Below are 13079 nucleotides of genomic sequence, written 5' to 3' on the forward strand. Positions count from 1 at the left end.
CGGCCGCCGCCCCTTTGTTTGCAGTGAGCAGAGTTGCGGCTAGGCTGGCCTCAACGAATAAAAAAGACGCCGAGGGAAACGCCGATGACGACGGATACGCTGACGGCCCAGGACAAGGTCCGGCCGGAACGACCCGGCTACCGCTACTATGTGCTGGCGGTCCTGATCCTGATCTACATGCTGAACTTCCTGGATCGCCAGATCATCGGCATCCTGGCCGCGCCGCTGAAGGAAGAGTTCGGCATGTCCGACAGCCAGTTCGGCCTGTTGGGCGGCATCGCCTTCGCCTCGGTCTATTCGACATTGGCCATTCCCCTGGCCTGGCTGGCGGACCGCTACAGCCGGGTCTGGATCATGACCGGGGCCCTGGCCGTCTGGTCGGGCTTCACCGCGCTGTGCGGCATGGCGGGCTCGTTCGGACAGCTGTTCCTGTGCCGGATGGGCGTGGGCATCGGCGAGGCAGGCGGGGTGGCCCCGGCCTATTCGCTGATCGCCGACTATTTCCCGCCGCATCAGCGGGCGCGGGCTATGGCGGCCTTCGCCTTCGGCATTCCGCTGGGCATGGCGGCGGGGACCCTGGTCGGTGGCCTGCTGGCGGCGACCTACGGCTGGCGAACCGCCTTCATCGTGGTCGGCCTGCTGGGCGTGCTGGTCGCGCCGCTGCTGCGGCTGACCGTTCGCGATCCCAAACGCGGCGGAACGGATGTGGTCAAGACCGAGGCCCAGGTCGCGGCCCTGGCCGCCGCCCCCGTCGGCACGGACCGGGCGGGCAAGATCGCCGCCCAGATCATGCTGGGTCTCGGCGCCGGCCTGCTGATCCTCGGCGCCTTGAGTTGGCTGATGGGTACGTCGCTAGGCAATCCGCTGGTGCTGGCTTTCGGCGGACTGCTGGCGGTGGTGATCGGCGTCTCGCTTATGATCGCGCGACGCACGGCCTCGGTGGTGATCCGTAAGCCCAGCTTCTGGTTGCTGGGCCTCGGCGCCGCCTCCTCGTCGGTGTGCGGTTACGGCGTCGCCGGCTGGCTGCCGCTGTTCTTCATGCGCAGCTTCGACCTGACCCTGCGCCAGACCAGCATCTACTATTCCGGCATCGCCCTGATCGGCGGCATCCTCGGCATCTGGCTGGGCGGCATGATCGCCGACAAACTGTCCAAGAAGGGCAAGGGCGCCTATCCGCTGACGCCCGCCATCGCCTTCCTGATCTCGGCGCCCTGTTTCATCCTGGCGATGAACTCGCCCTGGCTGATCGGCCTCGTTTTGCCCGGCGGCGGCAGCCATGTGCAGCAACTGACCCTGGCCTTCCTGATCTTCCTGTTGCCGACCGGACTGAACCTGGCCTGGCTGGGTCCGATCACGGCGGCGGTCCAGCATCTGGTGCCGGCGGCCATGCGTTCGACAGCCTCGGCCCTGTTCCTGCTGCTGAACAATCTGCTCGGGATCGCGGTCGGCTTCTACTATTTCGGCTGGATGAGCGACCTGTTGGCGCCGCGCTTCGGCGAGGAGAGCCTGCGGTGGGCCATCTACACCGGCATGGGCTTCTATGTGCTGGCGGCGATCCTGCTGATCGGGGCGTCGCGGACCCTGAAACGCGACTGGGTGGACTGATCGATAGACCAAAAGCATAGGCCCCGGCTGTTGCACCTGCGAACGGCCGGGGCCTATAAGCCCCGCAACTCTCCCAGCAGCGGTTGCGACGGTCCCTCATGAACATCCACGAATATCAGGCCAAGCAGGTCCTCAAAGGTTTCGGCGCCCCCGTCGCCGAAGGCGTCGCGGTGACGTCGGTCGATCAGGTCGAGGCGGCCGCCAGATCTCTGCCCGGCCCGCTCTATGTCGTGAAGTCGCAGATCCACGCCGGCGGACGCGGCAAGGGCAAGTTCAAGGAACTGTCGGCCGACGCCAAGGGCGGCGTCCGCCTGGCCTTCTCGGTCGAGGAAGCCGTCTCCCACGCCAAGGAAATGCTGGGCAACACCCTAGTCACCGCCCAGACGGGCGACGCCGGCAAGCAGGTCAACCGCCTCTATATCGAGGACGGCGCCGACATCGATCGTGAACTGTACTGCTCGCTGCTGGTCGACCGCGCCTATGGCCGCATCGCCTTCGTCGTCTCGACCGAAGGCGGCATGGACATCGAAACCGTCGCTCACGACACGCCCGAGAAGATCCAGAACATCGTCATCGACCCGAACGCGGGCGTGACCGACGCCGACGTCGCCGCCATCACCGCCGCCTACGGCCTGACGGGCGCTGCGGCCGAAGACGCCAAGTCCCTGTTCCCGGCGCTGTACAAGGCCTTCGTCGAGAAGGACATGGACATGCTGGAGGTGAACCCCCTGATCGTCATGAAGGACGGCCATCTGCGTGTCCTGGACGCCAAGGTCAGCTTCGACGGCAACGCCCTGTTCCGCCACGACGATATGAAGGCCCTGCGCGACGAGACCGAGGAAGACGCCAAGGAAATCGAAGCGTCCAAGTGGGACCTGGCCTACGTCTCGCTGGACGGCAACATCGGCTGCATGGTCAACGGCGCGGGCCTGGCCATGGCGACGATGGACATCATCAAACTGTACGGCAAGGAGCCGGCCAACTTCTGCGACGTCGGCGGCGGCGCCGGCAAGGAGAAGGTCGCTGCGGCCTTCAAGATCATCACCGCCGACCCGAACGTCCAGGGCATCCTGGTCAACATCTTCGGCGGCATCATGAAGTGCGACGTCATTGCCGAGGGCGTCGTTGCCGCAGTGAAGGAAGTCGGTCTTAAGGTGCCGCTGGTCGTGCGTCTGGAAGGCACCAACGCCGAACTGGGCAAGAAAATCCTGAACGAGTCGGGTCTGGCCATCACCGCCGCCGACGACCTCGACGACGCCGCCCAGAAGATCGTCGCGGCGGTCGGCTAAATGTTCTTCGCGGCCGTGAGCGCATTCGTAGTCGCTGCGGCCGCGACGCCTGTTCAGGCGCAGCCCGAGATGCGTTCCACCGCATTTCGGATTTTCCACGATGTCTGCCTGACAAGCGATGGCGACATGTCGAAGCTTGTCGATCTCGCCGGCCGCAACGGTTTCGCCTTGCAGCTTGGGGTCGAGCCTCGAACGATTGGTCGTCTAGAGAACGCGATCGTTATGCCTCTTGCAGACGACCGCATGGACACGATCTTGGTCGTCGGCTGGCAAGGTCCGATGCTGTCTTGCCGAATAACTTCCAATGAGAAGTTGGAAGCGGCAGCATTGACTGAGGAAATGCGGGGATGGGTTGGCTTTTCGGCCGATCCCAAGCGTGTCGATGGTTCGGTGACGAACTATTTCTACACCCAAACTGATCAGGGACGGGTCCAACTCCTAGACCCCGAGCAACAACGCGCGGCCATTGAGGACAAGACCTTTCGAGTGGTCTGGACATCTGTGCGAAGCGGCGGCGTGACGCTGAACCTGACGGCTCCGCCGAAAGAAGGTCCAACCGCGTCCGCAGGGGGCTGAGAGTTGTTTTGATGCTTGTCGTGGTGGTCAGGCCATAGTGATCAGCGTGGTTGACACGGCCGCACCCCTGATGAACCATGTTCTCTATGGGTGGTCATCGGGTTATTCAGGCCATGGCGGCCTCGTTGTTCTTGTTGTATCAGCCCTCTGCGCTGTCGGCGCAGTCTCAGGCGACGCCTGAACCTACCGACCTTATCGCGACATTGAACGCCATCTGCGTCAAGGCGAAGGGCGACCGCGCTCAAGCTGCGGTCTTGGCGGCGGAGGCAGGCTTTTCGCCCGTGCCGGAAGGCATGACGCCTCGACTTCGCAACGCCACGGAACGCGCAGGCTTCATGCGCTCCAACGCCGCCGATATCAGCGTCGTCATGACGGGCCAGATGACACGGCGAGTCGGGCGCGACACCATTGTGCTGGATTTCTGCGGGATCAGCACCCGCCCCACCGATCATCGCGCGCTGGACCGCCGGCTGCGCGAGCTGATGAACTTCGACTCCATCAACGCGGTCGGCTTTGACGCCTATGCGTGGTTACAGACTCCCGAGGGGCGAGCGCCGAGCCGCAGTCTGTCGGATTCCCAGTTCGTGGGGATGGCGCGAACCGGACAGATGCGACTTCTCGTTCTGGACCGCGCGGGCCCCGGATCCACGCTGATGTATATGTTGCCGAGGCTCGACTAATCCAAGCCCGCAGGCTATGTGCTACACATAACCTGTGTAGCTCCATGACCCGCAACCTGACTCTCGCCATCGACGACGACTTGCTCGACAAGGTGCGGGTGCTGGCCGCCATGAAGCGGACCAGCGTAAACGAGATGGTGCGCGGCTTCCTGACCAGCATGGTGCAGCAGGAAGCCTCCAAGGACGAGGCGCGCGAGGCGCTGCTGAAGCTGATCGACGAATCCAAGGGTCGCATGGGCGACTGGCGACCTGGCAAACGAGACGAGATCTATAGCGGAGATCGTCGGTTTGATCGCTAACTCAGAGGTCTTCCTCGACACCAATATTCTGCTTTACGCCGCACTGGGACAGGAACATGCAGGCTATCGCTGGGAACGGGCGCGAGAGATCGCCTTGACCCAGGATTATTGCACCTCAGGCCAGGTGCTGGCCGAGTTCTACAATGTCTCTACCCGCAAAGGCGCGCCGCCGCTGACCTCAGATGAGGCGAGCGAATGGATCCGTGTGATCGCCATGAAGCCCTGCCAGCCTGTGACGCCCGGAGTGGTGCTGGCCGGCATCGATCACGCTCGCCGCTACCAGCTGTCCTATTGGGATGGCGCCATCATCGCCGCCGCCGAAAAGATCGGCGCCAAGGTCCTCTATTCCGAAGACCTCAATCACGGTCAGACCTACGGGTCGGTCCGAGTCGAAAACCCCTTCCTGAACCTCTGACGTCCCCAAGAACGGAATCCCCATGTCCATCCTCGTCAACAAAGACACCAAGATCATCGTCCAGGGCCTGACCGGCAAGACCGGCGGCTTCCACACCGAACAGGCCCTGGCCTATCACGGCACCCAGATGGTCGCCGGCGTGCACCCGACCAAGGGCGGGACCAGCTGGACCGGCTCGCACGGCGAAACCCTGCCGATCTACGCCTCGGTCGCCGAAGCCCGCGACGCCACGGGCGCCGACGCCTCGGTGATCTACGTCCCGCCGTCGGGCGCGGCCGCCGCGATCATCGAAGCCATCGACGCCGAAATCCCCTTCATCACCTGCATCACCGAAGGCATCCCGGTGCTGGACATGGTCAACGTCAAGCGCCGCCTGGAAGGCTCCAAGTCGCGCCTCCTGGGCCCGAACTGCCCCGGCATCCTGACGCCGGACGAGTGCAAGATCGGCATCATGCCGGGCAACATCTTCAAGAAGGGCTCGGTCGGCATCGTGTCGCGTTCGGGCACCCTGACCTATGAAGCCGTGTTCCAGACCACCAACGAAGGCCTGGGCCAGACCACGGCCGTCGGCATCGGCGGCGACCCGGTCAAGGGCACCGAGTTCATCGACGTGCTGGAGCTGTTCCTGGCCGACGATGAAACCACCTCGATCATCATGATCGGCGAAATCGGCGGCGGCGCCGAAGAAGACGCCGCCCAGTTCCTGATCGATGAAGCCAAGAAGGGCCGCAAGAAGCCGATGGCCGGTTTCATCGCCGGACGCACCGCGCCCAAGGGCCGCACCATGGGCCACGCCGGCGCCGTCGTCTCGGGCGGCAAGGGCGATGCGGAATCCAAGATCGCCGCCATGGAAGCCGCCGGCATCCGCATGTCGGAATCGCCGGCTCGCCTGGGCAAGACCCTGGTCGAAGTGCTGAAGGGCTGATCCTTCGCGCTGCGCGCGGGCGCTATGCTCGCCGCGAGGCGGCTCGCGACTTGAGCGCCTTTCGGCATCAAAAATGCCGTGTGACGCATTGATGGACGCCCTCGGCTCAGGCCGGGGGCGTTTTTCTTTGGGCCTGCGACCAATTTCTCACCGAATTGCCCCGTTTCGGTCATGACCCGTCAGGAAACGACGCCTATATGACGGGCGCGCCCCTCACGGAGATGTGTCCGGCGGGGCCCAGGGATTGCGAAACGATGGCGGACGATGCCGGTCGGCTGAACCAGGTCTTTGCCGAGACCTCATTCCTCTACGGGTCCAATGCGGCCTACGTCGAGGAGCTGCAGGAGAAGTGGGCCAAGGACCCCGGCTCCGTCTCGGCGGAATGGAAAGCCTTCTTCGACCAGTTGCGCGACAACGCCGCGCTGGTGACCGCCTCGGCGGGAGCGGGAAGTTGGGGACGGGGCGTGGCGACCGAACCCACCGAGGAAACCGGCGTGTTCGACGGCCGTTGGCCGGCCCCGAAACCCGATCCCAAGAAGCCCGGCGCCGCGCCTGCCGCTCCGGCCGCCAAGGCTGCGCCCGCCGACGTCTCGGCCGACGTCATCCGCGCCGCCGCCCATGATTCCATCCGCGCCCTAATGCTGATCCGCAGCTACCGCGTGCGCGGTCACCTGCAGGCCAAGCTGGACCCGCTGGGCATCGAACAGCCGGTCGAGAACCCGGAACTGACGCCGGAATTCTACGGCTTCAGCGGCGCTGACATGGACCGTCCGATCTTCCTGGACGGCGTGCTGGGCCTTCAGACCGGCACGATCCGCGAAGTTCTGGACATCCTGAAGCGCACCTATTGCGGCACGGTCGGCATCCAGTTCATGCATATCGCCGAGCCGGAGGAGAAATCCTGGCTGCAACAGCGGTTCGAGGGGCCTGACAAGTTCGAGCAGAACGCCTTCTCCAAGGAAGGCAAGCTGGCGATCCTGTCCAAGCTGGTCGAGGCGGAAGGCTTCGAACGCTTCCTGCACAAGCGCTTCCCCGGCACCAAGCGGTTCGGCCTGGACGGCGGCGAGGCCATGGTCCCGGCGCTGGAGCAGGTCATCAAGCGCGGCGGTTCGCTGGGCGTCGACGAGGTCGTGCTGGGCATGGCCCACCGTGGCCGCCTGAACGTGCTCGCCGCCGTGATGGGCAAGCCCTACAAGGTCATCTTCCACGAGTTCCAGGGCGGTTCGGCCGTGCCGAGCGACATCGAAGGCTCGGGCGACGTCAAATATCACATGGGCGCCTCGTCGAACCGCGAGTTCGACGGCAACCACGTCCACCTGTCGCTGACCGCCAACCCGTCGCACCTTGAGATCGTCAACCCGGTCGTCCTGGGCAAGGCGCGCGCCAAACAGGCGTTCGACATCCGCGAGGCCAACGAAGGCGTGCCGGAAGGCCAGTGGGCCCTGGACCGCTCCAAGGTCGTGCCCCTGCTGATCCACGGCGACGCCGCCTTCGCCGGCCAGGGCGTGGTCGCCGAATGCTTCGCCCTGATGGGGCTGAAGGGTTATCGCACCGGCGGTACGCTTCACTTCGTCATCAACAACCAGATCGGCTTCACCACCAGCCCGCGCAACTCGCGCTCGTCGCCCTATCCGTCGGACGTGGCGCTGATGGTCCAGGCCCCGATCTTCCACGTCAACGGCGACGACCCCGAAGCGGTCGTCTTCGCCTCCAAGGTGGCCACCGAATACCGGCAGAAGTTCCACAAGGACGTGGTGGTGGACATGTTCTGCTACCGCCGCTTCGGCCACAATGAAGGCGACGATCCCACCTTCACCCAGCCGCTGATGTATTCGAAGATCCGCGCCCAGCCCTCGACCCGCGAACTGTATTCGCAGCGTCTGGTGGCCGAAGGCGTGATCACCCAGGCCGACGTAGACGCCGAGGTCGAACGGTTCGAGACATTCCTCGACGAGCAGTTCGAGGCCGGCAAGACCTGGTCCGCCGAGAAGGCCGACTGGCTGGACGGCCAATGGCAGGGCTTCCAGGCGCCGAAGGACGAGCTGCGCGGCGACACCGCCGTGCCGCTGGCCAAGCTGACCGACCTGGGTCACCGCCTGACCACCATTCCCAACAGCGTCGACATGCACAAGACGCTGAAACGCGTCATCGACGGTCGCCGCGAGGCCATCACCTCGGGCCAGGGTTTGGACTGGGCCACGGCCGAGAGCCTGGCCTTCGCTTCGCTGGTGGATGAAGGCTTCCCGATCCGCCTGTCAGGCCAGGATTCGGTGCGCGGCACATTCTCGCAGCGCCACTCGGGCATCATCGATCAGACGACCGAAGAGCGCTACATCCCGCTGAACAACCTGCGTGAAGGCCAGGCCAATTTCGAGGTCATCGACTCGGCCCTGTCGGAAGAGGCGGTGCTGGGCTTCGAGTACGGCTATTCGCTGGCCGACCCCAATACGCTGGTCCTGTGGGAGGCCCAGTTCGGCGACTTCGTGAACGGCGCCCAGGTGGTGATCGACCAGTTCATCTCTTCGGGCGAACGCAAGTGGCTGCGCATGAGCGGCCTGACCATGCTGCTGCCGCACGGCTATGAGGGCCAGGGACCGGAACACTCATCGGCCCGTCTGGAGCGCTTCCTGCAACAGTGCGCCGAAGACAATATGCAGGTCGCCAACTGCACGACCCCGGCCAACTATTACCACATCCTGCGTCGCCAGATGCACAGGCCGTTCCGCAAGCCGCTGATCCTGATGACGCCCAAGTCCCTGTTGCGTCACAAGAAGGCGGTCTCGTCCATGGCGGACCTGGCGGAAGGCTCAGCCTTCCACCGCCTGTTGCACGACGACGCCCAGACGCGCCCCGAGATCGCCGGGATCACAATCAAGGCGGATAAGGACATCCGCCGCGTCATCCTGTGCTCGGGCAAGGTCTATTACGACCTGCTGGACGCGCGCGAGAAGAAGGCCAAGGACGGCCAGGCCGTGGACGACGTCTACATCCTGCGCCTGGAACAGTTCTATCCGTGGCCGATCCAGTCCTTGCGCAAGGAACTGGCCCGCTTCCCCAAGGCGGAAGTGGTCTGGTGCCAGGAAGAGCCCAAGAACATGGGCGGCTGGACCTTCGTCGATCCTTGGCTGGAGCTGACGCTGGACAAGCTGGACGTCGCCTCCAAGCGCGCCCGCTACGTCGGACGGCCGGGCTCCGCCTCGACCGCCGCCGGCTTGATGAGCCGGCACCTGAAGGAACTCGACACCTTCACGACCGAAGCCTTCGCCTGATACACGTATAAAAGACCGACCTAGAGACGAGCTGGACCTGACATGGCCGACATCCTGACCCCCGCCCTCGGTGAATCCGTCACCGAAGCCACCATCGCGAAGTGGACCAAGAAGGTCGGTGATCCGGTCAAGAAGGACGAACTGCTGGTCGAGCTGGAGACCGACAAGGTCTCGCTGGAAGTCGTCTCGCCCGCCGACGGCGTGCTGGGCGACATCAAGGCGGCCGAGGGCGACAACGTCGTTCCCGGCACGATCCTGGGTTCGGTGACCGAGGGCGCGTCCGCCGCCGCTCCGGCTTCCGCCCCCGCTCAGGCAAAGGCCGCACCGGCCGCCAAGGCCGAGACCAAGTCGGCTCCCGCTGCTGCGGCTCCGGCCGCCGCCCCTGCCGCCGCCGCCACCGACATCATGGTCCCGGTCATGGGCGAGAGCGTCGCCGAAGGTTCGGTGGGCAAGTGGCTCAAGAAGTCCGGCGATGCGGTCAAGAAAGACGAACTGCTGGTCGAGATCGAGACCGACAAGGTCGCGGTCGAGGTGTCGGCCCCGGCTGACGGCGTCCTGACCATCGCCGCCGACGAAGGCGCGACCGTCACCCCGAACCAGAAGATCGGCTCGATCTCGGCTTCCGGCTCGGCCGCCGCTGCTCCGGCTGCTGCTCCGGCCCCTGCCGCCGCCGCCCCGGCCAACACCGGCTCGGCTCAGGTCTCGGGCGCCAAGAACGAAACTCTGTCGCCCGCCGTCCAGCGCGTCGTCGGCGAGAACAATCTGGACCCGAAGGCCATCACCGCCACGGGCCCCAAGGGCAACATCACCAAGGCCGACGCCATCGCCGCCATCGGCCAGGCCGCCGTTTCGGCCCCGGCCGCCGCCGCTGCGCCTGCGGCACCGCGCGCCGACCAGCCGCGCGAAGAGCGGGTGAAGATGACGCGCCTGCGTCAGACCATCGCCCGTCGCCTGAAGGAGTCGCAGAACACGGCCGCCCAGCTGACCACCTTCAACGAGGTGGACATGACCAACGTCATGGCCCTGCGCGCCCAGTACAAGGACGTGTTCGAAAAGCGCCACGGCGTGAAGCTGGGCTTCATGTCCTTCTTCACCAAGGCCGTCGTCGCGGCCCTGCACGAGATCCCGGCCGTCAACGCCGAGATCGACGGCACCGACATCATCTACAAGAACCACTATGACATCGGCGTTGCCGTCGGCACCGAAAAGGGTCTGGTGGTTCCGGTCCTGCGCGACGCCGACACCCTGACCCTCGCCGGCATCGAAAAGGGCATCGGCGCCCTGGGCAAGGCCGCCCGTGACGGCGCCCTGACCATGGATCAGATGCAGGGCGGCACCTTCACCATCACCAACGGCGGCACCTATGGCTCGCTGATGTCCACACCGATCCTGAACGCGCCGCAGTCGGGCATCCTGGGCATGCACAACATCGTCCAGCGCCCGATGGCCATCAACGGCGAGGTCAAGATCCGCCCGATGATGTATCTGGCCCTCAGCTACGATCACCGGATCGTGGACGGCAAGGAAGCCGTGACCTTCCTGGTCCGAGTCAAGGAACTGCTGGAAGATCCGGCGCGGGCCCTGCTGGACCTGTAAAGACCCTGAAAGGCGGCGACGATCTCGCCGCCTTTTTCTTTGATCCGAGGTTCGACCATGCTGACCCTCTATACCGCTCCCGGCTCATGCAGCCGCGCCAGCCATATCGCGCTGGAGGAGTCCGGCCTGGACTTCGAGGTCCGGCTGCTCGACTTCTCGAAGGCCGAGCAACGCGAGCCGACTTATCTGGCGATCAATCCCAAGGGACGCGTCCCCGCCTTGGCGACCGATCAGGGCGTGCTGACCGAAAGCCCGGCGATCCTGGCCTATATCGCCGCGCTTGCGCCTGCGGGCCTGTTGGCGCCGACCGATCCCTTCGCCTTTGCCCGGATGCAGGCCTTCAACCTCTATCTGGCGACCACCATCCATGTGGCCCACGCCCATGGTCGTCGCGCCTCGCGCTGGAGCGATGACGCCACCGCCCAGGCGTCCATGGCGGCCAAAGTGACGCAGAACATGCGCGACGGCTTCGCCCTGATCGAGGCGGACCTGACCGGCGACTGGGTCATGGGCGACGCCTATACGGTCGCGGACCCCTATCTGTTCACCTTCGCAGGCTGGCTGGAAACCGACGGCGTCGATATCGCCGACTTCCCCAGGGTCCAGGCCCATTTCGAACGAATGCAGGCCCGTCCCGCCGTCCAACGGGCCCTGGTCGCCAAGGCCTAGCGCGCGCGCTCAAAGACCATCGGTTGTGTCTATTTTGCGCCGGTCGTTAACGATCCGAATCGCCCCGCATTTTCCGCGATTACAACGACCGAAAATGGTGCCTTATTCCTGCCATGGAGTGGGCGGCACGCGCGATAGGGATGTTCTACGTCTTGGGCGGACTGATGCTTTTGTATCAGGCCTGGCTCAACTGGCGTCTGCAACGCGCCTTGTCCGGCCTGATCTCCGTTCCCACGACCGAACAGGTCGCTGATGGCGCGATCGCCCTAGGCGGGGTGCTGGTCCTGGCGTCGGGCGCGGCGCTGGCGGCGCTCAGCGCCTGGGCGGTCGTCGCCTTCCTGGCGGGATGGGGGATCCAGGCGGCTTATCTGTTGTGGGCCAACCGTTCCGATCTGAACGATCCCGCCGCCGCCGGCCGACGGCGCTCGGTCCACGCCTTCCTGGGCTACACCGCCGTCACCGGCCTGGTGCTGTGGTTGCCGGTCGCCGGCGTGCTGGGCTGATCAGCCGAACTCGGCTTCCAGGTCCGCCAGGCGCGCGGCCTGATCCTCGGCGATCAGGGCGTTCAGCAGGGGGTCGATGTCGCCTTCCATGATCTGGGGCAGGCTGTGCAGGGTCAGGTTGATGCGGTGATCGCTGACCCGGCCTTGCGGATAGTTGTAGGTGCGGATGCGCTCGGATCGGTCGCCCGAACCGACCTGGGACTTGCGCGTATCGGATCGCGCCAGATCCTTGGCCTGGCGCTGCATGTCGTACAGGCGCACGCGTAGGTTCTTCATCGCCTTGTCGCGGTTGACGTGCTGGGACTTCTCCGACGACGTCACCATGATGCCGGTGGGCAGGTGGGTGATGCGCACGGCGGAATCGGTCGTGTTGACATGCTGGCCGCCCGAGCCTGAGGCGCGGAAGGTGTCGATGCGGATGTCCTTGTCGTGGATTTCTATCTCGACGTCCTCGACCTCGGGCAGGACCGCGACCGTCGCCGCCGAGGTGTGGATGCGCCCCTGCGACTCGGTCGTTGGCACGCGCTGCACCCGGTGGACGCCGCTCTCGAACTTCAGCCGGCCGAACACGCCGTCTCCGGTGACGGTGGCGATGATTTCCTTGTAGCCCCCGGCGTCGCCCTCGGTCGCCGAATCCAGCTCGACCCGCCAGCCGCGCGTGGAGGCGTATCGCGAATACATGCGGAACAGGTCGCCCGCGAACAGGGCCGCCTCGTCGCCGCCGGTGCCGGCGCGCACTTCCAGCACGGCCGAGGCGTTCTCGTCGGCGTCGCGCGGGGCCAGCAGCAGGGCGACCTCGCGCTCCAGATCGGGCAGGCGCTCGCCCAGCGTCCGCAGCTCGTCCTGCGCCATCGCCGCCATCTCGGGATCGGCCGTCATGGCTTCCAGGTCCGCCATCTCGGCGCGGGCGCGGGCCAGACCCTGAACCGCGTCGGCGACGGGCTTCAGCTCGGCATGTTCCTTGGACAGGCGCACGATCTCGACGCCGTCCGTCGCCGCGCTCATTCGCGCCTCCACCTCGTGGAAGCGGTCGAGCACTTGATCGAGACGGGCCTGGGGCAGTCGCAAGGCGGCAATATCCTGAGGAAACGAGAGGGGCCGTCCTTACCCGCCGGGCGCGGTCGTGTCGATTGCAAGCCTTTGCGAGCATCAGGCGCCGCGCTTGTGATCGGCGATGACGCCACGGTCACGATGGCGTCAGGGGCGGTTACGAAGACAGGTTCAACCGTTTAGCTGGCGACCACAATCCTGAA

At 65.4% G+C, this 13079-nt stretch carries 12 protein-coding genes; 11 read left to right on the forward strand and 1 reads right to left on the reverse strand.

Features of this window, described 5'->3' with window-relative positions:
- The first annotated feature begins 84 nt into the window (after positions 1–84).
- The 11 genes from ACQY72_RS11025 (at position 85) to ACQY72_RS11075 (ending at position 11826) form a co-directional block, all read left to right on the forward strand.
- Complete coding sequence (locus tag ACQY72_RS11025; protein ID WP_428153576.1) at positions 85–1605, forward strand: spinster family MFS transporter; 1521 nt, start codon at positions 85–87, stop codon at positions 1603–1605.
- A 98-nt stretch (positions 1606–1703) separates the two neighbouring features.
- Positions 1704–2894, forward strand: coding sequence for an ADP-forming succinate--CoA ligase subunit beta (gene sucC / locus ACQY72_RS11030; protein ID WP_428153577.1), 1191 nt, complete (start codon positions 1704–1706; stop codon positions 2892–2894).
- Positions 2895–3470, forward strand: coding sequence for a hypothetical protein (locus ACQY72_RS11035; protein ID WP_428153579.1), 576 nt, complete (start codon positions 2895–2897; stop codon positions 3468–3470).
- Between the two features lie 77 nt (positions 3471–3547).
- Positions 3548–4150 carry a hypothetical protein gene (locus ACQY72_RS11040; RefSeq protein WP_428153580.1) on the forward strand — a complete coding sequence of 201 codons (603 nt, stop codon included), beginning with the start codon at positions 3548–3550 and terminating at the stop codon, positions 4148–4150.
- Positions 4151–4194: 44 nt separating this feature from the next.
- A complete protein-coding gene (locus ACQY72_RS11045) occupies positions 4195–4449 on the forward strand; it encodes a DUF6364 family protein (protein ID WP_428153581.1) in 255 nt (84 codons plus the stop codon).
- Positions 4439–4864, forward strand: a complete 426-nt coding sequence (locus ACQY72_RS11050; protein ID WP_428153582.1) for a PIN domain-containing protein — start codon at positions 4439–4441, stop codon at positions 4862–4864. Before ACQY72_RS11045 ends, ACQY72_RS11050 begins: the two co-directional genes overlap by 11 nt.
- 22 nt (positions 4865–4886) lie before the next feature.
- Positions 4887–5789 (forward strand): succinate--CoA ligase subunit alpha, encoded by a 903-nt coding sequence (gene sucD, locus ACQY72_RS11055; RefSeq protein ID WP_428153583.1) that lies wholly within the window; start codon positions 4887–4889, stop codon positions 5787–5789.
- Between the two features lie 254 nt (positions 5790–6043).
- Positions 6044–9058 carry a 2-oxoglutarate dehydrogenase E1 component gene (locus ACQY72_RS11060; RefSeq protein WP_428153584.1) on the forward strand — a complete coding sequence of 1005 codons (3015 nt, stop codon included), beginning with the start codon at positions 6044–6046 and terminating at the stop codon, positions 9056–9058.
- 42 nt (positions 9059–9100) lie between these two features.
- On the forward strand, positions 9101–10654 hold the full coding sequence (gene odhB, locus ACQY72_RS11065) for a 2-oxoglutarate dehydrogenase complex dihydrolipoyllysine-residue succinyltransferase (protein ID WP_428153585.1): 1554 nt from the start codon (positions 9101–9103) through the stop codon (positions 10652–10654).
- 57 nt (positions 10655–10711) lie between these two features.
- Positions 10712–11323: a glutathione S-transferase family protein gene (locus tag ACQY72_RS11070; protein ID WP_428153586.1), complete on the forward strand. Its 612-nt coding sequence runs from the start codon at positions 10712–10714 to the stop codon at positions 11321–11323.
- 140 nt (positions 11324–11463) lie between these two features.
- On the forward strand, positions 11464–11826 hold the full coding sequence (locus ACQY72_RS11075) for a hypothetical protein (protein ID WP_428153588.1): 363 nt from the start codon (positions 11464–11466) through the stop codon (positions 11824–11826).
- Here the strand turns inward: ACQY72_RS11075 and prfA are convergent, their stop codons facing one another.
- Positions 11827–12894 (reverse strand): peptide chain release factor 1, encoded by a 1068-nt coding sequence (gene prfA, locus ACQY72_RS11080; RefSeq protein ID WP_135194440.1) that lies wholly within the window; start codon positions 12892–12894, stop codon positions 11827–11829.
- Between the last annotated feature and the right edge of the window lie 185 nt (positions 12895–13079).

Origin of the sequence: Brevundimonas sp., assembly GCF_965279155.1 — a bacterium.
Taxonomy (GTDB): Bacteria; Pseudomonadota; Alphaproteobacteria; order Caulobacterales; family Caulobacteraceae; genus Brevundimonas.

Excerpts from the sequence above, each read along its gene's own strand:
- ACQY72_RS11025 (WP_428153576.1), top strand. The coding sequence starts at position 85 with ATGACGACGGATACGCTGACGGCCCAGGACAAGGTCCGGCCGGAACGA.
- sucC (WP_428153577.1), top strand. The coding sequence starts at position 1,704 with ATGAACATCCACGAATATCAGGCCAAGCAGGTCCTCAAAGGTTTCGGC.
- ACQY72_RS11035 (WP_428153579.1), top strand. The coding sequence starts at position 2,895 with ATGTTCTTCGCGGCCGTGAGCGCATTCGTAGTCGCTGCGGCCGCGACG.
- ACQY72_RS11040 (WP_428153580.1), top strand. The coding sequence starts at position 3,548 with ATGTTCTCTATGGGTGGTCATCGGGTTATTCAGGCCATGGCGGCCTCG.
- ACQY72_RS11045 (WP_428153581.1), top strand. The coding sequence starts at position 4,195 with ATGACCCGCAACCTGACTCTCGCCATCGACGACGACTTGCTCGACAAG.
- sucD (WP_428153583.1), top strand. The coding sequence starts at position 4,887 with ATGTCCATCCTCGTCAACAAAGACACCAAGATCATCGTCCAGGGCCTG.
- ACQY72_RS11060 (WP_428153584.1), top strand. The coding sequence starts at position 6,044 with ATGGCGGACGATGCCGGTCGGCTGAACCAGGTCTTTGCCGAGACCTCA.
- odhB (WP_428153585.1), top strand. The coding sequence starts at position 9,101 with ATGGCCGACATCCTGACCCCCGCCCTCGGTGAATCCGTCACCGAAGCC.
- ACQY72_RS11070 (WP_428153586.1), top strand. The coding sequence starts at position 10,712 with ATGCTGACCCTCTATACCGCTCCCGGCTCATGCAGCCGCGCCAGCCAT.
- ACQY72_RS11075 (WP_428153588.1), top strand. The coding sequence starts at position 11,464 with ATGTTCTACGTCTTGGGCGGACTGATGCTTTTGTATCAGGCCTGGCTC.